This window comes from Paraburkholderia sediminicola (assembly GCF_046026855.1).
GTDB classification, from domain to species: Bacteria; Pseudomonadota; Gammaproteobacteria; order Burkholderiales; family Burkholderiaceae; genus Paraburkholderia; species Paraburkholderia sediminicola_A.
This window is the reverse complement of sequence record NZ_JAQQET010000012.1, coordinates 192,017-215,898: the sequence shown is the minus strand read 5'-3', so window position 1 is coordinate 215,898 and position 23,882 is coordinate 192,017. Positions and strand designations below refer to the sequence as shown.

Annotated in this window: 23 protein-coding genes; 8 read left to right on the top strand and 15 right to left on the bottom strand. The window is 61.6% G+C overall.

Going from position 1 to position 23,882, the window contains the following annotated elements:
* Nucleotides 1–10 precede the first annotated feature (10 nt).
* A complete protein-coding gene (locus PQR40_RS15870) occupies nt 11–1,357 on the bottom strand; it encodes a TAXI family TRAP transporter solute-binding subunit (RefSeq protein WP_408241433.1) in 1,347 nt (448 codons plus the stop codon).
* A gap of 275 nt (nt 1,358–1,632) precedes the next feature.
* On the opposite strand from PQR40_RS15870, the gene PQR40_RS15865 reads away from it, so the two are divergent.
* The 3 genes from PQR40_RS15865 (at nt 1,633) to PQR40_RS15855 (ending at nt 3,500) form a co-directional block, all read left to right on the top strand.
* On the top strand, nt 1,633–2,085 hold the full coding sequence (locus tag PQR40_RS15865; protein WP_408509358.1) for a DUF2946 domain-containing protein: 453 nt from the start codon (nt 1,633–1,635) through the stop codon (nt 2,083–2,085).
* 107 nt (nt 2,086–2,192) lie between these two features.
* Entirely contained in the window at nt 2,193–3,089 is an 897-nt protein-coding gene (locus tag PQR40_RS15860; RefSeq protein ID WP_408241439.1) for a hypothetical protein, read from the top strand.
* Between the two features lie 30 nt (nt 3,090–3,119).
* Nucleotides 3,120–3,500, top strand: coding sequence for a copper resistance CopC family protein (locus PQR40_RS15855; protein WP_408241442.1), 381 nt, complete (start codon nt 3,120–3,122; stop codon nt 3,498–3,500).
* A 534-nt stretch (nt 3,501–4,034) separates the two neighbouring features.
* On the opposite strand, the gene PQR40_RS15850 is transcribed toward PQR40_RS15855, so the two are convergent.
* From PQR40_RS15850 to PQR40_RS15840, 3 genes are all read right to left on the bottom strand, one after another.
* Entirely contained in the window at nt 4,035–5,237 is a 1,203-nt protein-coding gene (locus tag PQR40_RS15850) for a porin (protein WP_408509357.1), read from the bottom strand.
* 132 nt (nt 5,238–5,369) lie between these two features.
* Nucleotides 5,370–6,830, bottom strand: a complete 1,461-nt coding sequence (locus PQR40_RS15845; RefSeq protein ID WP_408509356.1) for an amidase family protein — start codon at nt 6,828–6,830, stop codon at nt 5,370–5,372.
* A 45-nt stretch (nt 6,831–6,875) separates the two neighbouring features.
* Complete coding sequence (locus PQR40_RS15840; RefSeq protein WP_408509355.1) at nt 6,876–8,189, bottom strand: MFS transporter; 1,314 nt, start codon at nt 8,187–8,189, stop codon at nt 6,876–6,878.
* A gap of 362 nt (nt 8,190–8,551) precedes the next feature.
* On the opposite strand from PQR40_RS15840, the gene PQR40_RS15835 reads away from it, so the two are divergent.
* A complete protein-coding gene (locus PQR40_RS15835; protein ID WP_408509354.1) occupies nt 8,552–9,484 on the top strand; it encodes a LysR substrate-binding domain-containing protein in 933 nt (310 codons plus the stop codon).
* A 44-nt stretch (nt 9,485–9,528) separates the two neighbouring features.
* On the opposite strand, the gene hpaC is transcribed toward PQR40_RS15835, so the two are convergent.
* Entirely contained in the window at nt 9,529–10,077 is a 549-nt protein-coding gene (gene hpaC, locus PQR40_RS15830; RefSeq protein ID WP_408509353.1) for a 4-hydroxyphenylacetate 3-monooxygenase, reductase component, read from the bottom strand.
* A 271-nt stretch (nt 10,078–10,348) separates the two neighbouring features.
* Here hpaC and PQR40_RS15825 point away from each other — a divergent pair, with 271 nt between their 5' ends.
* Complete coding sequence (locus PQR40_RS15825) at nt 10,349–11,011, top strand: response regulator transcription factor (protein ID WP_408509352.1); 663 nt, start codon at nt 10,349–10,351, stop codon at nt 11,009–11,011.
* A 72-nt stretch (nt 11,012–11,083) separates the two neighbouring features.
* Here PQR40_RS15825 and PQR40_RS15820 read toward each other — a convergent pair whose 3' ends face one another.
* The 5 genes from PQR40_RS15820 to PQR40_RS15800 form a co-directional block, all read right to left on the bottom strand.
* A complete protein-coding gene (locus PQR40_RS15820) occupies nt 11,084–11,827 on the bottom strand; it encodes an SDR family NAD(P)-dependent oxidoreductase (protein WP_408509351.1) in 744 nt (247 codons plus the stop codon).
* Nucleotides 11,828–11,970: 143 nt separating this feature from the next.
* The gene (locus tag PQR40_RS15815; protein WP_408509350.1) at nt 11,971–13,098 is read right to left on the bottom strand and encodes an amidase; all 1,128 of its coding nucleotides are present in this window, start codon (nt 13,096–13,098) and stop codon (nt 11,971–11,973) included.
* Nucleotides 13,095–13,610, bottom strand: a complete 516-nt coding sequence (locus PQR40_RS15810; protein ID WP_408509349.1) for a nuclear transport factor 2 family protein — start codon at nt 13,608–13,610, stop codon at nt 13,095–13,097. The genes PQR40_RS15815 and PQR40_RS15810 overlap by 4 nt, the downstream gene beginning before the upstream one ends.
* Nucleotides 13,611–13,630: 20 nt before the next feature.
* Nucleotides 13,631–14,008, bottom strand: coding sequence for a hypothetical protein (locus PQR40_RS15805; RefSeq protein ID WP_408197927.1), 378 nt, complete (start codon nt 14,006–14,008; stop codon nt 13,631–13,633).
* 48 nt (nt 14,009–14,056) lie between these two features.
* Complete coding sequence (locus PQR40_RS15800) at nt 14,057–15,343, bottom strand: acyl-CoA dehydrogenase family protein (protein ID WP_408509348.1); 1,287 nt, start codon at nt 15,341–15,343, stop codon at nt 14,057–14,059.
* Between the two features lie 250 nt (nt 15,344–15,593).
* On the opposite strand from PQR40_RS15800, the gene PQR40_RS15795 reads away from it, so the two are divergent.
* Complete coding sequence (locus PQR40_RS15795) at nt 15,594–17,084, top strand: PAS domain-containing sensor histidine kinase (RefSeq protein ID WP_408389425.1); 1,491 nt, start codon at nt 15,594–15,596, stop codon at nt 17,082–17,084.
* A 7-nt stretch (nt 17,085–17,091) separates the two neighbouring features.
* Here PQR40_RS15795 and PQR40_RS15790 read toward each other — a convergent pair whose 3' ends face one another.
* The 4 genes from PQR40_RS15790 to PQR40_RS15775 are packed head-to-tail and all read right to left on the bottom strand — an operon-like array spanning nt 17,092 to nt 20,647.
* Nucleotides 17,092–18,408 carry an MFS transporter gene (locus tag PQR40_RS15790; RefSeq protein WP_408389423.1) on the bottom strand — a complete coding sequence of 439 codons (1,317 nt, stop codon included), beginning with the start codon at nt 18,406–18,408 and terminating at the stop codon, nt 17,092–17,094.
* A 37-nt stretch (nt 18,409–18,445) separates the two neighbouring features.
* On the bottom strand, nt 18,446–18,838 hold the full coding sequence (locus PQR40_RS15785; protein ID WP_408509347.1) for a tautomerase family protein: 393 nt from the start codon (nt 18,836–18,838) through the stop codon (nt 18,446–18,448).
* Nucleotides 18,839–18,866: 28 nt separating this feature from the next.
* Entirely contained in the window at nt 18,867–19,367 is a 501-nt protein-coding gene (locus PQR40_RS15780) for an aromatic-ring-hydroxylating dioxygenase subunit beta (protein WP_408509346.1), read from the bottom strand.
* Nucleotides 19,364–20,647 (bottom strand): aromatic ring-hydroxylating oxygenase subunit alpha, encoded by a 1,284-nt coding sequence (locus tag PQR40_RS15775; protein ID WP_408230402.1) that lies wholly within the window; start codon nt 20,645–20,647, stop codon nt 19,364–19,366. Before PQR40_RS15775 ends, PQR40_RS15780 begins: the two co-directional genes overlap by 4 nt.
* A gap of 105 nt (nt 20,648–20,752) precedes the next feature.
* Here PQR40_RS15775 and PQR40_RS15770 point away from each other — a divergent pair, with 105 nt between their 5' ends.
* Nucleotides 20,753–21,673: a LysR family transcriptional regulator gene (locus tag PQR40_RS15770; RefSeq protein WP_408509345.1), complete on the top strand. Its 921-nt coding sequence runs from the start codon at nt 20,753–20,755 to the stop codon at nt 21,671–21,673.
* 18 nt (nt 21,674–21,691) lie between these two features.
* Here the strand turns inward: PQR40_RS15770 and PQR40_RS15765 are convergent, their stop codons facing one another.
* Nucleotides 21,692–22,579, bottom strand: coding sequence for a LysR family transcriptional regulator (locus PQR40_RS15765; RefSeq protein WP_408509344.1), 888 nt, complete (start codon nt 22,577–22,579; stop codon nt 21,692–21,694).
* Between the two features lie 102 nt (nt 22,580–22,681).
* Between PQR40_RS15765 and catB2 the strand changes: the two genes are divergently transcribed.
* Nucleotides 22,682–23,839, top strand: coding sequence for a muconate cycloisomerase CatB2 (catB2, locus tag PQR40_RS15760; protein ID WP_408509343.1), 1,158 nt, complete (start codon nt 22,682–22,684; stop codon nt 23,837–23,839).
* The last annotated feature ends 43 nt before the right edge of the window (nt 23,840–23,882 follow it).

The following is a 23,882-nucleotide window of genomic DNA, read 5'->3' as shown; positions in this document are numbered from 1 at the left end:
GCCGCCCCGTCTAGGGGCGGCTGCCTTGCGCCGCGGCCAGCCGGCCGCGTACGAAGCCGACGTGCTCGCGCAGCACATAGAACGCGTCGGCGTATGCAAGCGGCATGCGCAAGCGGTTAAGCGACGCCTCGATTTGATCGAGCTTCGCGAACAGCCGCTTGCGCTCCTCGTCGGTCGAGTCGGCGAATGCGCCGCGTTCAATCGCAATCAAAGCACCGTAATAGCGATAGATGCGCGAGCGCACGCGCCATCGGTACAGTGCCGGAATCAGCCGCATCGCCGGAAACAGCAGCACCGCCATCGGCAGCAGCAGAACGAGCGTGCGATCGCCGATGCTCGCGAGCCAGAATGGCAGCGCGCGGTATAGAAAACTCTTGCCGGTCTTGTAGTAGCGCTGTGCGTCTTCGCTGATCTGATATTCATGGGCGACCGGACTCGGGAATTCCCCCGCGTGCTGCAACAGCCCCGCCGTGCCGTGCACCTCCTGCGCGGCCTCGATCAATAAGTCGGAAATGGCCGGGTGCAGATTGGTCCGTGCCACAAGTTCGACCGTCGGGCTGATCAGATGGATGGTGTCGGGCGGAATTCTGCGCCTGAGGTCAAGCACGCCGGGCGGCAGGTCGATCTCGTTGAGATAGGGAAAGAGGCGCGTATAGGCGCTGGCTTCGTCGAAATTCATCACGGAGATGCCGGGCACTTTCAGGAGCCGCAGCATCAAGCCGCGCGTGGCGGAGTCGCCGTTCAGGATCGCCGCGTCGACGTCGCCTGCCACGAGTTGCGTGGCGGCCTGCATGCCATCGCTCGGGACCAGCACCGTGTTGCCGCCCGGTTCAATGCCGTTTGCTTCCAGCAGTTTGAGCGCCAGCAGGCGCGTGCCGCTGCCTTCTCGGCCGATTGCAATCCGTTTGCCTTCCAGTTCTGAAAGCGCGCTGACGCCCGTGCCGCGGTAGAACACCACCACCGGGATATAGAAAACGCTGCCGAGCGACATCAGGGACGATGTATCGAGACCGTCGGCCACGCCGCCTTGCACGAGCGCGAGATCGACATGCTGTTTCGGGTCCAGCAGACGCTGCAGATTCTGCACGGAGCCATCGGATTCCAGCACCTTCAGCGTGATGCCGTTGCGGGCGAGGATCTTCTTGTACTGATCTGCGGCGACAAGGAACGAACTGTCGTGAGGGCCTGCGCTGATGGTGATGGTCTTCGGCGGCGCCGGATCGACCAGCCAGACGATCAGCGTGATCATCAGCACGAACAGCGCGGCCACGATGGCGTAAGGCAAGGTGTGATCGCGCCACTCCGCATGCGAATCATCGCCGGGAAAGTGCGGAGGACGCGTGCGATGCGCTTTCATGGATACTCCGTACGGATAGCCGGGATGAAGCATTGTCTACCGTCGGCAGCGGATTTGCCGTTGGCAGTTTGCTCTATTGACCGCGGGTAGCCGCCGGACCATCGGGCGACGAATGAAATTCCGCCATGGCGATGCCGTAGCGCTGCAGCACCGCAACCGATGCGGGTGCGAAACGCAGGTGAAATGTCCGGCATAAGCAACGCGTTGCCGATCAGGACACACGAGAGGCCGTGGCATAATCCACGACAGCATCTAAACGTGTCGCCGGGCGCATCTTGAGTCGTTTCCATCGGAAGATCGGTAGTTGGCTGGGATTGTTTGCGATCCTGATGGCCACGCTCGCGCCGGCGATCTCGCACTCGCTTGCCGCACGCAACGGCGGTGAAACCGGAATGGAAGCCGGGCATTGCTCGATGCCGTCGATGGCGTCCATGTCGGAGAGCGATGCTACATCCTCGATGTCGTCGACGTCTTCCATGCCCTCCATGCAGGATCAGGCATCGGACGACACCGGCAGCAAACACACCCAACACTCCGCTACGTCCGACGGCGACGCCTGCGGCTATTGCAGTCTGCTCGCCCACATGCCGGTGGTGCCGAGCGTCGAGGCGCTGTTCTCCGTCACCGTCCGCGCCCTTCGGCATACCGTCGCCACCCGCTTCGCGAGCGTTCGCCGCGTCGAGCCACTCACCTTCGCGCAGCCTCGCGCCCCTCCGTTCGCCTCCTGATTCGAGTCATACCGGCGCGATGCCATGACCGCATCGCGGTGCCGCCGCACGTTCGTCTTTAGACGCGCGCACCGGCATAGATCACGATCTATGAACAGGATGAAACCATGCAAACCCAAGCAACGCGCAGCGCGATACCGCTGCGCGTGGCGTCGCTCGTCGCGACTGCCGCCAGCGCATTTTTCTTCGCTCCTTCACTCGCCAGTGCTCACGCGATTGCGGGTAATCGCGTCTTTCCGTCGACGATGGCCGTCGACGATCCCGGTGTCGGCGACGAAGCCAACTTCGAATACGGTCACCAGCGTGTGCCGGGCGATACCGGCGATCAAAGCATCAATACCTTCGACTTCGAGTACGACAAGCTGATCACGCCGCGGCTGGCGGTGTCGGTGGACGGCACCTATGCGATGCAAAACAACCCAAAGGCGCACGGCTTCGACAACTTCGGCGTTGGTTTGAAGTACCTGCTGTACGTCAACGATGAACACGAGTTCATGGCCTCCGTCGGAGTAAACGCCGAACTCGGTGGTACGGGAAGCCGCGCGATCGCGGACAACTTTTCGACGATCTCGCCGACGATCTACGCCGGCAAGGGCATGGGCGATCTTCCCGCATCGCTTGGCTTTTTGCGGCCGATTGCGATCACGGGTGAAGCGGGCCCGGCGCTGACAACAGGGGCGGGGCAGCCGAACGCGTTCAACTACGGTTTCACGGTGCAATACAGCCTGCCGTATCTGCAGCAGCACGTGCACGACATCGGTCTACCGCAGCCTTTGGCGAACGTCATTCCGCTGGTGGAAGTGCCGCTATCGAGAAGCCAGGGACAGACAACCGGCACGGTCAATCCGGGCTTCATCTGGATCAACCGCTATGGCCAGTTCGGGGTTGAAGCGCAAATTCCGATCAACCACGCGAGCGGCTCGCACGTGGGCATTCTGGTTCAGGCCCACATCTTCTTCGACGACGTCGCGCCGACCACGATCGGCAAACCTCTCTTCCAGTAACGCAGCAATACTGTAATGCAGGAGCAAACGATGAAAAACGATCGACATGACGGGCTGCGCACAGCAGCGAAGGTGCCGTTGCTGATTGCCGGGCTCGTGTTCGCGAGCGCCGTTTTCGCCCATGTATTTCCGCAGAAACAGGAGCCGGGGGCGGGCGCGACGGTGGCGTCGCCCGCACAGGTCCGCGTGATGTTCGACGGGCCGCTCGAGCCGTCGTTCAGTTCGCTGACGGTTACCGACGCGAGCGGCAAGCAGGTTAATTCGGAGAAATCCGTGGTGGATGGGCATCAGACGGCGGAGATGACTGTGCCGCTGCCGGCGCTCGTGGCGGGGCACTACACCGTGCACTGGGTGGCCGTGGCCTCTGATGGGCATCGCACGCATGGCGATTATGTGTTTGATGTGAAGTAGTTTTTTTTTGCCTGCGCGGCGCTTGTTTGTGTTTTTGTGGTTTTGGCCTTTTCTTGATCTGGTTTTTTGGCCTTTCCTTGAATTGTTATTGGTCTATTAGCGTCGCCCCTGTGCGGGGCAGGCACTGTAGGAGTGGCGCCGCAACGGCGAGCTAAGGCGTTGAGTGAAACTCGAGCGCCAAATCATAGCGGGTGGTTTTATGAAGTACTCGTCGGCGCGCGCAGCGCCGCCGGAAGTATGACTGCCTTGTCACTAAGGCTGAAGGTGCGAGGGCACGGATTCCAGATGCACCACTGCCCTCTCCGAGCCAGGGGACCCGCTTATGAGCTAGCGGTTTGAGCTGCTTTCTTTTGCCTACTTTTCTTTGCAGCAGGCAAAGAAAAGTAGGTGCCTGCCCCGCACAGGGGCGACGCTAATAAACCAATAACAATTCAAGGAAAGGCCAAAAAATCAGATCAAGAAAAGGCCAAGAAACCAGATGAAGAAAAGGCCAAAACCACAAAAACACAGACAAGCGCCGCGCAGGCAAAAAAATCAAAACTTATGCCGCATCCCAACCCTCACAACAGCCTGCTTATCATCGGCCGACGCGGAAGGCCCATTAATCGCGGCTACGGCCTGCTTCCCCGTCGAATCCGTTCCAGAAGCTTTCTGATAAACCCCAATCAGATACACATCGGTACGCTTCGACACGAAGTAGTCGATCCCAGAAGCGACCTGCTGATAGGTCGCCCCTGTCATGCCCTTAACCGAACTCCCCTTCGTATAGTCATACGCCACGCCACACAGCAAATCAGGTGTGATCTGATACTTGAAGTTCAGCTCCGCATTATTCAACGTAGCGTTGCCGCTCAGCCCGCCCGGATTCGGCCCCGAAGAAAGATCGCCAAGATCACGAAAACTCGTATTCGAATAAGTCGCACCAAACGTCGCCGCCCCGAAAAGATACGACGCCCCGGCACCAATCACATGTAATGATTTCGCTGACGCATACCCGGAATACACAGGCGACACCATGTTGCTGCCCGGCACGCCATTCACACTGGCAGCAGGACTACCGGTACTGCCAAAGAACGACGTATTCGGATTGGCGACATCGAGATAACCCACGCCAAGTGCCAACGGCCCATTCACATACCCAGCCGACACCGACCAGATCCGGTTGCGAGAAAAATTGCCCGCGACGCCGCCCAGGCTATACATGCCTTCCACCGTCAAACCACCATACGTGTTGCTGGTGAACTTGATCGCGTTGTTCGTCGAGTTGGTGTTGTTGATGTTGTCGAGATCGCCAGGATGCGCCGCCATATAGCCGCCCCATTGATCGCCAACCTCAAACGGGCCGAGGATGTCGACGTTCGTGTCGTACTGACGGCCGAGCGTCACCGTGCCGAAAGGTCCCGACAAACCGACCCACGCCTTCTTTCCAAATAACAAACCGCCCTGGCCGAGCTTGCCGGTGCTTGCGTCAAAGCCGTTCTCCAGCATGAAGATCGCCTTCATGCCGCCGCCGAGATCCTCCGCGCCGCGCATGCCCCAACGGCTTTGCTGCATCACGCCGCTCAACAGGCGAACCGCGCTATGGCCGGAGACGCTGCCGTTGGCGTTGACCGTCGCCGCATTGCTGGTGTAACTCAAACCTTCATCGATAATGCCGTATAGCGTGACGGCACTCTGTGCATGCACCACGGCCGGAAGGGGTGCGGCGAGACATACTGCCAGTAGCGTTTTTTTCATGTGGTCTGACGCTCAAGTTAGAGAAAGTGCGAAAAGTGACGGACGTGTTCGCTCCCGCGAGCCACGCGTTGCTTGTCTGCAAGCAGCCAGCGGCGAAACCGGCTACTGGAAGAACCTCGGAATTAGCGGTGTTTAGCGCCCGGTAATAAGCGGCGGACGTATCGCGCTGTGCGCCGCAACAGCCTCATAGGCGTGGCCGAATTGCAGCAGACCCCAGTCGTCGCGAAAGCGTCCGGCGATCTGCAAGCCGATCGGCAAGCCGGACGCGCTAAAACCGCACGGCAAAGCGAGCACAGGCGATTCAGTGGAAGACAGATACCAGCAGATGCGCATCCAGTCGATGTACGAGTCGTAGCGCATGCCCATAAATTCAGTGGGCCAGCGCAGATCGGCGTCGAAGGGCAGCATCTGCGTGGCGGGCAGCACGTAGTACGCGTGATTGTCCATGAAGCGGCGCATCCGCTCGAACAACGCCGTTTTGCGTACGAACATATCGCCCAGGTCCGAGGCGGATAAAGAGCGATGCAGACGGCACTCCGCTTCGATTTCCGGCTTCAGTTGTGCGCGTGCCCCGGCATCGAGCCGATCAACCAGGCTGCCGATCATCCATGCACGCTCAATGCGAAACACGTCTTCGGCATCGCCGAGATCGGGGTCGGCGAATTCCACTTCGCAACCCATCGACTCGAATACGGCGGCCTGGGCCTGCACGGCCCGCTGAATCTCGGGATCGACAGCAAGACCGGCAAGCTGGACCGACATGGCGATGCGCGTGCCGCGAAAGTCGCGCTGCAACGGTTGTGCGAAGCGCGATCCTGGTTCGCTGATTTCGGTCGCGGTTTCGCCGGAGGGTCCGGAGATCGCGCTGAGCAGCAAAGCGGTATCGGCGACATCGCGCGCCATCGGGCCATCGACACCGAGCGTCGCCCAGCCGTTCGAATCCGGCGCGCGCGGCACACGTCCCGGCGACGGACGCAAACCGACCACTGCATTCCACGCGGCCGGATTGCGCAGCGAGCCACCCATGTCGCTGCCACAAGCGAGTGGATTCATCCCACACGCAACGGATGCCGCTGCGCCGCCGCTACTTCCTCCAGCGGATTTGCTCAGATCCCACGGATTGCGTGTCACGCCAAACACGTCGTTGAACGTGTGCGAACCGGAGCCGAATTCAGGGGTGTTCGATTTACCGATCATCAGCGCACCCGCGGCGTCACAGCGGCGCGCGATCAGTGCGCTGTGCTCGGGTACGTGATGTTCGAAGGCCTTTGAGCCGAACGTAGTGCGCACGCCGCGCGTCGCGGTCAGGTCCTTCTGCGAAACGGGCAGGCCGTGCAGGGGACCTTGCCAGACGCCGCGTGCCCATTGCGCATCGATTTCAGCGGCACGGCCGCGCAAACCGGATTTGTCGGCGATCGTCACCAGTGCGTTGACTTGCGGGTTGACGGCCTCGATACGTGAGAGGTGCGCATTCAGAATTTCGACGGCGCTCACTTCCTTCTTGCGCTGCAGATCGAGCAAGGTAAGGGCGGACAGGTCACAAAGTTCGCTGCTCACGGAGAGCGGTGTATCGGCATGAAGAGTGTCTGACATGAGAATTTCGCGGTATTGGAGAGTGAATGATGCGTGTGTGGCGGCCTAGATGTCTTGACGTGTGCGGTCGACCACGAACAGGAGCGCGACCAGCGAGAGAACCCCGCAAACGATCACGTACCAGGCGGGCGCGGCCGGATTCCCGGTCGCCTGAATCAGCCACGTCACGATGAATTGCGCAAAGCCGCCGAAGATCGACACGCCCGCTGCATAGGCAATGGAAAGTCCGGTTGCACGCGTGCCGCGCGGGAACATCTCCGGCAGCATCGAACCGGTCGCGCCCGCGTTGATGGAATGCAGCGCTGCGAGCGCACAGATCACCAGATATAAAGTGCTGATCGAAGGCGAATGCTGGATCAGATAGAAGCCTGGCAGAATGAGCACGGTCAGCAGCACGCGCGAGATGAAGGCGACGCGTTTGCGGCCGAACGTGTCGGACCAGATGCCGCCCACCGGAGACATCACCAGCATCACCGCACCGGCGAGAATCCCGCACCAGAGCGCGGCATCCATCGGCAGATGCAGCACCTTGATCGCATACGTCGACATGTAATAGATCACGATGAAATGCGCCGACGTGCCGCCAACCACCAGAAAAAGGGCCACCAGGACAAGGCGCCAGTCACGTTGGAGAACAGTCTTCAGCACGCCCGTGGAATCGGCCACGGCGTCGGCAGGCGTATCCGCTTCGTCGTCTAGACGCGAACGCAGATAAAGGCCGAGCGGCGCGATCAGCACGCCTGCAAGAAACGGAATACGCCATCCCCAGGCTTCGAGCGAAGCTTGGTCGAGGTAATGCGAGAGAAGGAAACCAACCAGTGAGCCTGCCAGCGCCGCCGCCCCCTGGCTCGCGAACTGCCAGCTCGTGATGTAGCCGCGTCGCGCTGAAGAGGCGCGTTCCGCGAGCAGCGTGGTCGCGACGCCGACTTCGCCGCCCGCGGAAAAACCTTGCAGCAGGCGCGCGGCGACGATCGCGAGCGGCGCCGCGATGCCGATTTGTGCGTAGGTGGGCATCACGCCAATCAGGCCAGTGCCGACCGCCATTGTCACGAGCGTGAGATTCATCGCGGTGATGCGGCCGAAGCGGTCCGCCAGCACCCCGAACAGCACACCGCCAAGCGGTCGTGCGATAAAGCCGATGCCGAACGTGCCAACCGAGAGTAAGAGTTGCTGTTGCGACGAAGCGAGCGGGAAGAACAGCTTGCCGAGCAGCACGGCAAAGAAGCTGTAGACGGTGAGGTCGAAGAATTCGAACGCGTTGCCGATTGTCGTCGCGACGATCAGCCCGCGAGTCGATACGCCATGCCGCGCGCTTTGACTGACATCGTTGAGCGAAGAACTGAGTGAAGGTGACTTCATGAACGGGATCCCTCTGGAGGTGAATCAATCCGTGATGCTTCGATATCGTTTCGACAGCGCTTCAATATCGGTTCGAGCGCTTTGATCGGGCAGAGCGCCTTCAATGACGACGACAGGAAAAGTCTAGGGAGTCAAAAAAGCGTTCTGGATTTGCTTTTTCTTATTGTGATAACGCTGGGTTATCGCGCCCGGCTGGGCTTGGGTTCGGGCTGAAGCAGGACTCATGCAGGCCGCACGGCAATGGGTATTTGGGAGCATGGCCTTGGTTTTTCTCGCGGTGTACCATCGATTCAAGCCGTCAACCGCTTCCTGACGCCGACCGTGGCCCCTCGTTCTCCAACCGTTTATCCGACCGCTCACCCGTGAAATACAACCAGTTGCGCGCTTTAGTGGCGATTGCCCAGCACGGCAGCATTCGCGCCGCGGCCAAAACGGTGTGTCTGTCCCAGCCCGCGTTGACCAAGGCGATTCGTGAGCTCGAACAGGAGTTGGGCGTGCCACTGGTGTCGCGCAGCGCGCGTGGCGCGCAACTCACGCAGTACGGCCAGGCCGTGTGTGCGCGCGCGAGGCTCATTCTTGCGGAGATGCAGCACGCGAAAGACGACGTGGTCCATCTATCCGGTCAGGCGGGTGGGACGGTGTCGTGTGCGGTCACACCGCTGGTGTCGCTGAAGTTTCTGTCGCGCGCCATTCACTCGTTCCGGCAACGCATGCCGAAGACGCGGCTCTCGGTTCAGGAGGGTTTCCTGACAGCGGCGTTGGCCCGGCTGCGCGATGGCTCGCTGGACTTCGTGATCGCGATCGTCGATGAAAAGAAGCTCGCGCCGGAATTCGTGTTCCGCTCCTTGCTCGAAGGCGAGTTGATCATTTCCGCTCGCAAAGGGCACCCGCTGGCGAATGCTGAATCGATCGCGGATCTCGAAGGCGCGGAGTGGATGCTGAACACCACGCCCGAAAGCATCGGCCAGTCGCTTCAGGATTTTTTCGTGCAGCATGGGGCAAGCGCGCCGAATGTGGTCGTGGAGTGCAGTTCGTTCAGTGCGAGTTTTTCGTTGACTGTGAGCAGCAATCTGCTGTCATGCTGTCCGAAGAGTTTTCTGGAAATGGACTGGATTCGTGAACGAATCGTTTCGGTGCCAGTGCGTGAACCGTTGCCGCGCGTGTCGGTAGGCATCATCTCGCGGCGCGATGCATTGAATACGTCGGCCTGCGATTATCTGATCGACTGCTTTGTCGAAGCCGTTGCGGCCGTGCCGCAGTTTCAGTTCGATATCCATAGCGCGGGCGTGATTTAAGCGAGCCACGGGCCGCGGCCGAATTCAATTGCTACTGTCGCGCATCAATGCGATGCAGAGCGTTTGACACGGTGAAAATTGCGATCGAAATAGATCAACCCATCACCGTCCGTACGCACGCTGATGCAGTTGATTTTGACGAACATTACCGAGTGCGAACCCACTTCCTTCAGATCAACGATCTCGCCCTGCAGACTCGCGAGTGCGTCGCGCAAGACCGGTACGTCATGCGCGCCGTCGTCCCAGATTGGCCAGCCAAAGCGTTCTTCCATCGGCACCTGCGTCATGCCCGCGAAATGGCGCGCGAGCAATTCGTGCTCACCAGGCAGCACATTGATGCAAACATGCCGGTTGCGTTCGAAGGTGGCGTGCATTGCGCTCGAACGGTTCAGGCAGACGAGCAGCGTGGGCGGCGTATCGGTAACAGAGCACACGGCGCTCGCGGTGACGCCGCAGCGTCCGTGCGGACCGGCGGTCGTGATGACGTTCACGGCCGCGGATAAATGCGCCATGGCCTGACGGAATTGCTGTTTTGCTGCGAGGTCGGTGTCAGCGACGGTGGTCGATTGCGTCGCGTGTGGGTTCGGCTTCATGTTCTGGGTTCCTCTGGGGGCGGTAGGGGTCTGGATTCAAGCGTAATCAATCCACGTACGGAAAAAAATCAGCGCGAGCGGTGCGCGTGGGGGCATCTTTCCCGACTCGTCTAAAGCTTTCCCCCTATGCACGTCTGCATAGAGTGAGCGCCTGAGCGGCTTTTATCTGCGTCACAGGGTAACTATCGCTTTGCAGCGTTTTTTTCACTGGTTATCATGAGCCGGCAAAACGCTTCGAATCGCACACTTCCCGAACCGTTCCACCTACGCCATGTCCCAGCAGCCTCAGTCCGCTCCACCTCTCTCACCGATCGTCTATATCGTCGACGACGACAATGGCATGCGTACGTCGCTCGCGTGGTTGCTCGAATCGGTCGGCGTGAAGTCGGCGGGCTTTGCCAATGCCAGGGAATTTCTCAGCGCTTTTGATCCCGGCGTACCCGCATGTCTCGTGCTCGATGTGCGCATGCCGGAGCAAAGTGGCTTCGATGTGCAAGCGGAGTTGAACCGTCAGGATGCAACGCTGCCGATCATTTTCGTCAGTGGTCACGGCGACATTCCGATGTCGGTGCGTGCTTTGCAGAACGGCGCGATCGATTTTGTCGAGAAACCCTATAACTCGCAGCAGATGCTCGATCGTGTGCAGCGTGCCTTGAAACTCGCGACGCTTCGTCATGCTGCCAATCAGAAACAGCGTGAGTTGCGCAAGCGCCTCGCGTCGTTGACGGCACGCGAGAAAGAAGTGCTGCGCGGCGTAATCGACGGCAAGGGCAGCAAGCGCATCGCTTCCGATCTGTCGATCAGTGTGAAGACCGTCGACGTGCATCGTGCGAGCATCAAGGACAAGCTCGGCGCGGCGTCCATCGCGATGCTGGTGCGCGACGTAATGGCGGTGTGGGAGCAGGAGGCGGCCGTGAGCGGTGCGCCTCGTTGAGGGCATACCCCTGTGTGAGCGTGAACGTTGGCGTATGCCACGAATGCAATTCACCGCGAACGCGCCGGGCATTTAACGCATGAACAGGCCGCCGTTCACATCCCAGCACGCGCCGTTGGCAAAGTAAGCGTTCTCAGCGGCCAGCATCACCGCGACATCCGCAACATAGTCCGCTGAGCCCAGACGTCCCACCGGAATGTTGGCGATCACCGCCTTCAGTTTGTCGGCCGCGACGCTCTCGTGCACGATCGGCAGGTCCATCGGCCCGGGCGAAATTGCGTTGACGGTCACGCCCGCGGAACCGAGGTCGCGCGCGAACACCTTGGTCAACGTGATGATGCCGCCTTTGGCTGCCGCATAGTGCGCCCCGGTGGCCGACCCGCCGTTCTGTCCCGCCAGCGAGGCGATGTTGACGATGCGGCCAACGCCGGCGTCGGCGAAATGCTGGCCGAACACCTGACAGCCGAACAGCACACTGCGCAGATTCACGTTGATTACCTGATCGAATTGTTCGGCGGTGATCTCCATCACGGGGACGACTTTGGATGCACCCGCATTGTTGATCAACGCGTCGATGTGGCCCCAGCGTTGCAGGATCGCATCGCGTGCCGATTCGAACGCGGTTTTCGAGGTGACGTCGAGATTCAGCGCGAAGGCGCTCGAACCGTCGGCGCTCAGTTCGCGGGCGAGGGCTTGTGCGGCATCGAACGCAATGTCGCCGATGGCTACCGCATAACCCGCGGCATGAAAGCGCGCGGCAATCGCGGCGCCGAGACCGCGCGCCGCGCCAGTGACGAGTACGACTCTGTTCTGCATTGCTTCTACTCCGTTAGAAAACTGCCGCTTCTGCAGCGGCTTTGTGCATTGCCTGTTTGTCCGGGCCATTGGCCTGGTTCATCCGCCAGGCTTGCTTGGCAACTGCATTCGCCAAACTCATTTGCCCACCTCAACTACCTGCGTCAGGCGGCGAGGGCCGCTTCGAAGCGCGCCGCAATCGCGCACACCTGTTCATCCGCCCCTTTGCGTCCGACGATCTGCAAGCCCGCCTTGAGCGGCGAGCCGTCGATAGGCAAGGGCAAGCTCAGTGCCGGATGGCCGCTCAGATTGAATGGCCGGATCAACGACGACATGGCGATGACCGACGTGCCGCCGCGTGCTTCGTCGAGCGTGATCGGCAACGCGGGCAGGGTGGGGAGAATCAATACGTCGACGCTTTCCAGCGCATGGTCGACGGCCGCAGTGAATTGCCGGCGTACCAACTCCGCGGCATCGCGTTGAGCGACTGTCGTTTTTGCCGCGGCGCGCAGCCGTGCGTCGAGATCCGCACCGAGCTTGCCGCTTGCCACCAGGTGACCGAACGCATGGGAGGTTTCCGCGTTGATGATCGAGAGGCCTGCTTCGAACGCCGCGGCGAGGCCGGCGAGTTCCAGCGTGCGAGCGGTGCAGTCGGCCTGGCTTGCCGCGCGCGTAACGGCTTTGAGGATTTCGGGCGTTGCGTCGACCTGCACGATGCCGACGTTCCACGCGCCTGATTGGCGCGCTTGGGCCGTATTCACGTCGAACCCGGCGGTAATCGCCTGCATCGCCGCGACGATCATCTGCATCTCGCGCGCGAACGGCCCGACACAATCGAGCGTCGATTCACGCGGAGCGACGCCGCGCCGCGAGACGCGTCCGTAAGTCGGCTTCAAGCCGATCACGCCGCAGCATGCAGCGGGGCCGCGAATAGAACCGCCCGTGTCCGTCCCAAGCGCGGCATCGGCGAGCTTCAAGCCAACAGCCGCTGCCGAACCGCTTGATGAGCCGCCAGGAATACGGGCGGCGTCCTGCGGATTTTGCGGCGTGCCGGTGTAGTCGTTGATACCAGTCATGCCGAACGCCAGTTCGTGCATGTTCGCCTTGCCGACGATGTGCCAGCCGGCATCGAGCAAGCGCTCCACGACTTCCGCGTGCTGAACAGCAGGGGGGCTGTCGGCCAGCGCGCGGCTCGCGGCCGTGGTCGCGTAGCCGGCGATATCGATCGTGTCCTTGATCGCGATGCTCGGACCTGTGCCGCCTAACGACAAGGTCTGGATAAACTCGTTCATGGATTCGGTTTCCTTGCATTGACTTGCCAGGGCGCATCGAAAAGACGTTCGGTGCGAAAGTGCGTGATGAGCCAGTCGCGGCCATTGCCCGCGGGGGAAAAATCCACGGCCAGGCGCGCCGAGATCAACTCCGCTGGTGCGTCGACATAACCGGACGTTTGCAGCATGATCCAACGGCCTTTTGCGACCGCGCCGTGCACCTCGATGGTTTCCGACGTGAGGAAGTGCACATTCACTGAAAAGTGCGGCGACGGCGGCAAGTAGCGCGTAAGCATCGTGAGAATTTCCGCCTGACCGTTGAGGCGGCCGAACTTGCTCGCGTACTGCGGGCCGATGCCTTCCCAGATCGCGTCGACAGTGAAGAGGGCCGCAAGCGTCTCGCCCTCGAGCGCGCCCGAAGGCACATCGCATAGCGCCATATAACGCGCCATGGTGCGGCGCACCGCCGATTCGGCTTCGAGCGCGGCGAGCCGTTCGGTCAACATGGCAAGCGTATTCGGGGTCTCGTTCATCGCATCACGCTCCGGCATGCTCAAGCAGCGTTAGCGTGTTGCGGCGGGACTTGCAGCGCGCGGCCGACTCGCGCTTCGATCTTGCCGTAGCGCCACAGGTTGTATTCGCCGACCGGTGTGGTGCGATACAGATTGCACACCGCCACGGCGGTGTCGAAGTCGCGCACGTCGGCCATGATGTAGAAGGTCCACGGCGAGTTGTCGGCATTGCCGACGGTGAGACGGTCGTCGTCCATGATGCCGAGCACGCTGACGCCGTCCATCGATTCGACCGCCGCCAGCATCTTGCCGTAGGCCTGCCAGACTTCGCCGATCTTCTCGCGCGGCAAGTCAAAAAAATTCTGCGTCACGCCGCAGCAGAACAGAACGCGCAAGGGCAGCTTCTGGTTATCGGACATTGTGTGGTTCTCCATGAAATCGTTTGAACGTCAAAATCAGAACGTGGCTTACAGGTAGCCCGGAATCGGCGGCACACCAACGAACACCGCGCCGGCGCCGTCGAAGTTGCCTTCGCCGAGGAACGCGTGCTGGGTCACCACCATTGCATCGCGTAGCAGGCGCTGCAACGGATGCGTGCGGTAGATCGCCATTGTGCCGCCGAGCCGGTAGGCGCGCTGCACGACCTCGGCGCCTTCACGGGCGATCTGCGTCGCGGCCAGACGCAGCAGGCTGACCTGCTCAGGTGTGACGGGGTTGCCGGCGAGGATCGATTGCCAGACCGTGTCGGTGGTGTCGTAGAAGAACGCGCGGGCCGAGCGCAATTGCGCTTCGGCCTTCGCCAGTTCGATCCGGTAGTACGCGCGGTCGGCGAGTTGCGGCGCACCGGTTGTCGTCTTGCGGCCGCCGGCCATCTGGTTGGCGACATCGAGCGCCGCGCGTGCGAGGCCGAGGTTGACCACGGCCAATACTTGCGCCGCGTAGGCGATAGTCGGGTAGCGATACAACGGTTCGTCCACGCACGGCTCGCCGCCGCGCACGAAGGTCCAGTCGTCGGCGACGAACTGATCGGTGACGCGCAGATCGTGACTCCCGGTGCCTTGCATGCCGACCACGTCCCAGTTCTCGACGATCTCGACCTGATGCGGGCGGAACACGGCTGTGCGTGGTTTTCCGGGCACAACGGGGGCGCTCGTGCCTGAGCCGGCCGTGCCTGAGCCGGCCGTGCCTGAGCCGGCCGTGCCTGAGCCGGCCGCACCTGAGCCGGCCGCGCCTGAGCCGGCCGCGCCTGAGCCGGCCGCGCCGATCCCCACACCGAGCCAGTCCGCGCCCTTGCAGCCGCTCGCGAATTTCCACGTGCCGTTCACACGCCAGCCGCCCTCGGCGGGTTGCGCGGGTTGCACGGGGAAGAGGCCGCCCGCAAACACCTGATCGGGACCGTCGGCGTAGATGTGCGCCTGAGTTGCCAGAGGCAACGCCGCGAGATACACGTTCGCCGAGCCGAAACTGGCGACCCATGCCGCCGAACCGTCCGCCACCGCGATGCGTTCGATCATGTCGAGGAACGCGGTGGGCGCGAGCGCATCGCCGCCGAAACGCCGCGGCGTCGCCGCGCGATACACGCCCGCGCGCTTGAGCCTGGCGATGACGTCGCGCGGTACATGTGACAGGCGTTCGAATTCCTCGCGCCGAGCGGCGATTTCGACGATGACGTCGGCGAGCGGCAAGCGCGTTGCATCGCGGCTTGCGTCGGCGGCAATGGCAGCGGCGGCATTGTCGGTAGCAGTGTCTGACATGGCGGGGCTTCTCCTTGTTCGTTATTGGCTGAAACACGAGGCACGATTCGATCGCGGGCGATGAAGCAGGCGACGACACGTGCAGGGTGAGGCCAGTCTAGAAATGCAAAAAGAACGCTTCAATTGGGACGCGGGATGCGTTTTTAGGTAACGCGCCGGGGGCGCCTAAAGAAATCTTCAGACGCGAATCATGCCGACTGGTGTTATGTTCTTTCCAATACGTGATTGGATTTTTCCACCGCCTCGCATAATGAATTTCCCCGCCGAAGAAGATTTCCACCGCCTGCTCGACGCGCTCACGTTGTGCGTGCTGTTGCACGACGCTGAAACGAAGGCGATCGTGTGGGCCAATCGCGCGGCTTGCGAGGCGCTCGGTTTTACGCTCGAAGAAATACTGCCGCTCAAGGCGAAAGACATGACCCGCCCGGTGCCGAGGTACCGCCGCGAGATCGGCGTCGGCGCAATGGATCGCGCGATTACCGAGGGCCCCCAGGTCTACGAGTGGTGTTACCGCTCCCGCACGGGGGCGGATATGCTGTCCGAGGCCATTGCCACCTATGTGCCGCTGCGTGAGCGCGGCGTGGTGATGGTGCAGTTCCGCGACATCAGTATCGAGGACACGCTCAAGCAGACGCTGCGGCGCTACGAGTCGCGGCTGCGCGAATTCATGCAGGATCTCGGTGAAGGCGTTGCCGTACTGACGCCCGTAGGCGCAGTGGAATTCGTCAGCGAATCCGGACGGCGTGTGCTGGGTCTGCAAGAGGGCGTGCCGATGGGCGACGTGCTCGACTATTGCAGCGTGTCTGATCGCGACCGCCTGCTCCAGCAACTCGCCAACGCACCGCGCATCCAGCCTTCGGCACCGCAACGCTATCGGATTACGCGCCGCGATGGCACGCCGGTCTGGTTGCGCATTACGTGCAGAAGAATCGAAATCGAAGACGACCTCAACGGCCGCCTGCTGCACTTTCGTGACATTACGGACGAAGTCGCTGTCGAAGAGGCGCGCCGTAACGAAGCGCGGCTGCTGGAATATGCGGGGCGCTACAACGCGATGGGCGAAATGGCGACCGCCATTGCGCACGAGCTGAGCCAGCCGCTTGCCGCGGTGCGCAATTTCATCGAAGGCGCGATCCGGCGCCTCGCACAACCCGGTGTCGTCGACGACGTGTTGTGGGGCTTGCGCAGCGCCGATCGCCAGGCTGAGCGCGCGGCGGTGATCATCAAGAGCGTACGCGATTACATCGTCAAGCGAGAGCCGAGCGAGACGTACGTGGATATTCGCGACGTCATCACGGACGTTGCCTACTTCATCGAATTGCGTGCGAAGGAAGCGGGTGTTGCCGTCACCATCGAGCAGGCATCTGAAGCCTTGCCGGTGTATTGCGAGCGCGTGCTGATTGGCCAGGTCGTGCTGAATCTGGCGTTCAATGCGATCGAGGCGCTGACGGAATGCACGAATGCCGCTGCACGGCGCGGTGAATTGCGCCTTGTCACCAGTCTGCGCGGGAAATATGCGCTCGTGCAGGTCGTTGATAACGGCCCGGGCGTGCCCACCGAAGCGCACGGCCGGCTGTTCGACGGATTTTCTTCGTCGAAAGCAGGGGGTAATGGCATCGGTTTGTCGCTGTGCAAAAACATCGTCACCCGGCACGGTGGCGAAATCTGGGCCAAACCGGCACGGCAGGGCGGCCTTCAATGCAGTTTTACGCTGCCGGTTGTGACTGTTCCCGCCCGCTGATCGCAGCTCAATCATGCCTGGTACTGACACTCTTCGGAATGGTCGCGAGCGTGATCGCGGTAATGAGGCCGAAGCCGATCAGCATCAACGCGACCGGCCACGGCGCATGGACCTTCGAATACAGTGCGATAGCGACCAGAGGCGCAAGTCCGCCGGAAAACACCGAAGCGATTTCGTGGCCTAGCGCCATGCCCGAATAGCGGACCTCGGTGGGAAACAGTTCGCCCATCAGCGCGGGCTGCGTGCCGATCATCGCACCGTGGCAGAAGGGCAAACCTAATGCGAGTGACAGGAATACGAGTAGCGGTTCATGGGTATCGATCAACCAGAATGCGGGAAACGCGATCACGACCAGGCCGAGCGCGCCGATCATATACACCGGCCGCCGCCCGATCACATCCGATAGCCGGCCCCACAGCACGATCGTGACGAGTTCGATCAGCATTGCGATCATCACGCCGCCGAGCATCACCGAAACCGGCACGCCGATCGTCTTGCCGTACACCAGCACGAACGACAGGAAGATATACGTGCCGCCGTTTTCAGCGACACGTAGCCCCATTGCTTGCAACACCTGTTTCGGGTGATTGCGCAGCACCGTCAGCACTGGCATGTGCTTCGGTTTGGCCGCGGTGAAGTCGCGGCTCTCCGGCAGGCTCCGGCGAATATACACACCGACGCCGAAGATCAGCACGCTCGCGAGAAAGGGCACGCGCCACCCCCACGACATGAAGCTCTCGACCGGTAGTCGCTGCACCAGATAGAACGCCGCTGCCGACAACACGAAGCCGCCCGCCACGCCCAACTGGCTGAACGACGCATAGTAGCCACGACGATTGGCCGGCGCGCTTTCGCTAATGAGCAGCACGCCGCCGCCCCATTCGCCGCCGGATGCGATGCCTTGCACGACCCGCAAACAAACGAGCGCAGCGGGCGCGAGGAAGCCGATTTGCGAGAACGTCGGCAACAGACCGATGCCGAAGGTCGCCACGCCCATCATCATCAGCGTCACGACGAGCGCACGTTTGCGGCCGTGCCGGTCGCCGATGTGGCCGAACACGATGCCCCCCAGCGGCCGCGCCACAAAGCCGATCGCGAAGCCGGCGAAGGCGGCGAGGGTGCCCATCAGCGGATCGCCGTGAAGTGGGAAGAACAGCGGCCCGAAGATCAGGGCCGCGGCTGTGCCGTACAGAAAGAAGTCGTACCATTCGAGCGCGTTGCCGAGCACAGAAGCGACGATGATCCGCCGCAGTGTCCGCGAAGTCGCCGGCACTGCGGGCGTGGCGGGTGATCCGGCCGTGGGAGAAAGCGTGTCGTGTTGCATCGTCGTGCTCGCTGGTTCGCTTGTAGGGAGAAGGACGCTAGCGCCCGAGTGACTTTGCGGTCTGGCCGCCTATGCCGAAGTCGGTATTCGGAATGTCCTTGATCATCACGCGGGCGGCGTCGAGCGGCGTGTCGAGCACAGAGGCGCTTGTTTCGCTGAGTGAGGCGATCAACGCGGTCTTTTGCGCGGGCGTGCGCCCCGCAATCAGGATCGCGACGATCACCAGCAGCGATGCACGGCTGCCCGCGCGATCCGCCGCGCTGGCGCCGCCCACGCCGAAATCATGCTGCGGCAATTCGCTTAGCAGAATCCGCACCGATTCGGCGGGTGCGCCGATCGCATCGACGGTGGCCTGAGTGAGGCCGGCAATCAGTTGCGCTTTACGCGCTTCCGCGTGACCGGCCGGAAGATAAACCTCTAGTGTGGGCATCGTTTTACTTCGCTCGAATCGTCGTCAATCACAACAGGAACCCGATGGCGCTGAGCGCTTCGGTCGAATCGATCAGGCGGATCACCTTCTGCACGATGCGCGGCTCGCCGCTCGTAAAACTGATGCGATGCGTGAGATCCGCCGCGAACAGGGTCGACTTGCCGCGTTTATACGCGACGATGACCTGCGCCGAGTTCACTTCTACTTCGTCGCTCGTATCGCTCGTCAGCGTGAAACGCGAGACCGTGCGCACGGTGCGGGCGGCGTCGCTCGCCGAAGCCGAATAGCCGGACGTCATGCGTTGCACGCGTTTCTCGCGCATGTCCTGATCGTCGTACGCGTAGTTCAACGTGGCGGCGAAGTCGGTGGCGTCGGGATCGATCGGCACCACGTAAAAGCCTATCGGGTCCCACAGCGAAAGCCATTCGCGATAGTCCTTGCGGTCCAGCAACTCGGCTTCGCGCCAGATCAGTTCGATCGCGCTGGCAAAGGTCTCCTGCGAGAACAGCGTGTTCCTCTTGTCCATCATGCTTGCTCCATCATCGTGCGCCATTGCGCGTACGCTTCGCGCATGCCGGTTTCGTCGGTGGCGTGGGCGGTTTTTTCGCCATTCGGCGCCGTGCTCTCGCGATTCAGGCCGCGGTTCACGAGGATCGGCAGATCGGGGCCGGCATGTGAGCCGCGCTGCACGCGTTCCCAGGCTTCGGCGTCGTCCGGGCTGCCGAAACCGAACGGACCCTGGAAGTGTTCGTGAATGCGCAGACGCACGCGGTTCGCTTCTTCGGGGCCGCCGTCCATGGCAAGGGCGACGTGACGGATTTCCGTCTCGTTCGCCGAGATGGGCCGCAGCACGCGGAAAAATGCCATCGACAGCGCGAGGTTTGGAAACAGATTCAGGTTGAAGCCGACACCCATCAGCGACCGCACGATGCGACGCACTTCGTCAGGCGTGTGTTTTTTCGCGAGCGTGGCGGCCAGTGCTTCGAAGCGCTCGGGGATCGGCGCGCCATCGTCGCGGTCGAGATCGACGAGTTCCGGCACCAGCACGGCAAGGCTATGGCCGTTGCCGAGCGAACGGCAGAATGCTTCGTCGCTCGTCATGAAACTCGTGATCGCGGCGGCGGTTTCGTCGTCGATCGATTTCATCCACGACTTGTGGACCACCGGGAAGTGATACAGGTCGGTGGTGTTTTCGAGCTGGATCTTCCAGTTGCCGTTAAAGCGGAAGCGATGTTCGCCGTTCGCCTTGATCGGATACCCCGCGCCTTGCTTCATGAACAGGTCGATCCACGGCTTGGCGCCGCCGAGGAAATCTTCGAGTGGCTCGATCTCCTGATTGAAGCTCGCGAAGATCAGACCTTGATAGATGCCCACGCGCAGGCTGGCGAGCGGCAACTCGGTCTTGTCGATCACGCCTTCATAGCCGTCGCCATAGGGCAGTGCGCGCAATGCGCCGTCGAGGCCATAGGTCCAGCTGTGATACGGACACGTGAAGCCCTTCGCATTGCCCTTGTGCTGCTCGCACACGGTCGCGCCGCGATGGCGGCAGCGGTTTTGCAGCACGTTGACGGTACCGCTCTTATCGCGCACCACGATTACCGGCTGGCGGCCGATCGTGGTGGTGCGGAAGTCGCCCGGATTCGGCAATTCGCTTTCGTGCGCGACCCAGATCCACGTCTTGTAGAAAATGCGCTCGAGTTCGGTTTCGAAAACCGCCGGGTCGTAGTACAGCGACGGGGCGACGCGGTCGGACTGCGCGCGCTGGTACAAGGCGCTCGCGTCGACGGTCTGATATGAGGATTCGCTCATCAGTTCGGTATGTGGGGTGGTTGATGAAGCAAAGTCTCGCTGACCGACTGATATGCGTCAAATTGATCTAAAATAAAATATAAAATCAATCTCATGGATATCTCGATGAATTCGCTGGACCACGTCGACCTCAATCTGCTGCGCGTTTTCCAGGCGATCGTCGAGGAGCGCAGCCTCACGCGGGCCGGCCAGCGCCTTGCGTTGTCGCAGCCGGCGATCAGTTATTCGCTAGGGCGTTTGCGGACCCTGTTCGACGATCCGTTGTTCATTCGCACGCGCGCCGGCATGCAGCCCACGCCGATCGCGCTCGAACTGTCGGGCATCGTCGCGCGGGCGCTGGATACCGTGCGTGAAGCCTTGCGTTACGCGGAACACTTCGATCCGGCGGTGAGCACGCGCACGTTCCGGTTATCGCTGTCCGATGCGGGCGAGTTGGCGTACTTGCCGCCGATTTGCGAGGCGTTGCACCGGCAGGCGCCGCGCGTGAAGTTGCGTATCGAGCCTTTGCCGGTAGAAGCAATCGAAGATGCGTTGCGCGCGAGCCGGCTCGATTTTGCAATTGGCAATCTGCCGACGCTGACCGCGCGCACGCGTCATCAACCGTTGTTCGAGGAGACTTACGTTTGCATGACGCGCAAGCGCCGCGGCTTGCCGCGCACGAAAGATCTGAGTATGAAGGCGTTTGTGGACGCGTCGCACGTGCAGATCACGTCGGTCGAACACAGCCACTACGCGCTCGACGACGCGTTTCGCGCGCAAGGCGTCGGCCGGCACATAGCGCTGGAATTACCGCATTTCGTGGCCTTGCCGAGCGTGCTGGCCGTGACCGATCTGTTCGCGACGCTGCCGCGGCGTCTTGCACAGATTTTCAATCGGGACGGTGGTTTTCAACTCTACGAGTTGCCTGTCACATTGCCGATGGCGGCCGTCACAATGCATTGGCACGAGCATTTCGATCAGGACGAGGGCAACGTGTGGTTGCGCAATCTGATGGCCGATATCGTGCGGCGGTTCGACGAGCGTTGAGATGAGACCGCTGCCCCTTCAAGCCCGTTTGAACAACGCCCGCGCCAGCGAACACAGCAACGTAGTCGTCGGTGACTCATCCTGCAGGCGGCGGCTCATGATGATCGGCGACACGATATTGGCGGCCGGAACCGGCCGGTACACCACGCCATGCGCGCGCAAACCCTCCACGCTTTCCGGCACGAGACACACGCCGACTTGCGCCGCCACCAGCCCCAGCGCGGTTTGCAATTCCCTCACTTCATGAATTGCCTTCGGCTCAAGCGCATGGTCATGCATCGCCGATAGTTGCTGGTCCGCATAGCTCGGCCGCGGCGTGCTCGGATAGACGATCAGTGTTTCCTGCGCCAGCGCGGCAAGCGTCAGCGGTTTCTTCTGGCGTGCGAGCGGATGGTCTTGCGGCAGTGCGGCAATCATCCGTTCTTCGACGAGCACTTCACGCGCCAGTTGCGCATCGTCGAAACGCAAGCGGCCGAAACCAACGTCGATACGGCCGCCTTTAAGGGCCCCGAGTTGTTCGATCGTGAACATTTCAATCAGCGATAACTCGATATGCGGCGCAGCCTCGCGAAACGCGCGGATCACTGCGGGCAGCGCGCCATAGAGCGTCGACGGCACGAAACCGATCACGATGCGTTCGGCCAGTTGTGCGAGGCGTCGCGTGAGCGGAGCAAGTTCGTCGGCATCGTCGATCAGGCGCTTGGCCTGTGCATAGAAAATGCGGCCGGCTTCGGTCAGCCGCAACGGCCGCGAGCCGCGTTCGAACAGCGCGAGGCCAATGCTCTCCTCGATCTGCTGGATCTGGCGGCTGAGCGGCGGCTGCGTCATATGCAGGCGTTTGGCGGCCCGCGTGATGTTCATTTCTTCCGCGACCGCAATGAAGTAGCGGAGTTGGCGAAGTTCCATGCATACCCCTAAGGTATGGAAGTAGTCGGAATCGGTGTTGGACTGCTTCGCGGGTTGTTTCTACTATGGAGCTCTCGGTAAAGCAGTTCAGGAGGGCAACGAATGATAGCAACACCCGTGAAGATCGAAAGTGTGGAGACAATTCTCGTCGACGTACCGACGATTCGTCCGCACCGCCTTTCGGTCGCAACGATGAACTGCCAGACGCTTGTGCTGGTGCGCATCCGCTGTGCCGACGGTGTGGTCGGCGTGGGCGAGGGCACGACCATCGGCGGTCTCGCGTACGGCGAGGAAAGCCCGGAAAGTATCAAGGTCAATATCGATACGTACTTCGCGCCGCTGCTCAAAGACATGGACGCGACCCGCCCAGGCGCGGCGATGGCGAAGCTGCGCGCGCTGTTTCAGGGCAACCGTTTTGCGAAATCCGCGGTTGAAACCGCGTTGTTCGATGCCCAGGCGCAGCGTCTCGGCGTGCCCCTGTCGGAGTTGTTCGGCGGCCGTGTACGCGATTCGGTGGATGTGGCGTGGACGCTCGCGAGTGGCGACACGACCCGCGATATCGACGAAGCCGAACGTGTTTTCGAAGCAAAGCGGCATCGTGTGTTCAAGCTGAAGATCGGCTCGCGCGCAGTCGCCGATGACGTTGCGCACGTCGTGGCCATTCAGAAAGCGCTGGAAGGACGCGGTGAAGTGCGTGTCGACGTGAACCAGGCATGGACTGAATCCGAAGCGATCTGGGCTGGCAAGCGTTTCGCCGATGCCGGTATTGCGCTGATCGAGCAACCGATCGACGCGGAGAATCGCGCGGGCCTCAAACGTCTGACGGATCTCGCTCAGGTGCCGATCATGGCCGACGAAGCATTGCACGGCCCGGCCGATGCGTTCGCCATCGCCAGCGCGCGCGCGGCCGATGTCTTCGCCGTAAAGATCGCACAATCGGGCGGCCTGACGGGCGCCGCGCAGGTGGCGGCAATCGCTTTGGCTGCGAACATCGACCTGTACGGCGGCACGATGCTCGAAGGCGCGGTGGGCACAATCGCCTCGGCGCAACTCTTCAGCACCTTCGGCGAACTGAAGTGGGGCACTGAACTGTTCGGTCCGCTGTTGCTGACCGAAGAGATTCTCACCGAACCGCTGCGCTATGAGAATTTTGCTTTGCATCTTCCACACGGGCCGGGCCTGGGCATCACGCTCGACTGGAACAAGATCGACCGCTTGCGGCGCGATACGCGCCAGGGCGCAAGCGTCACCACGAACTGACGGTTCATCCGCTAGCCGCCAAGAACATTAAACGAAGGAGATA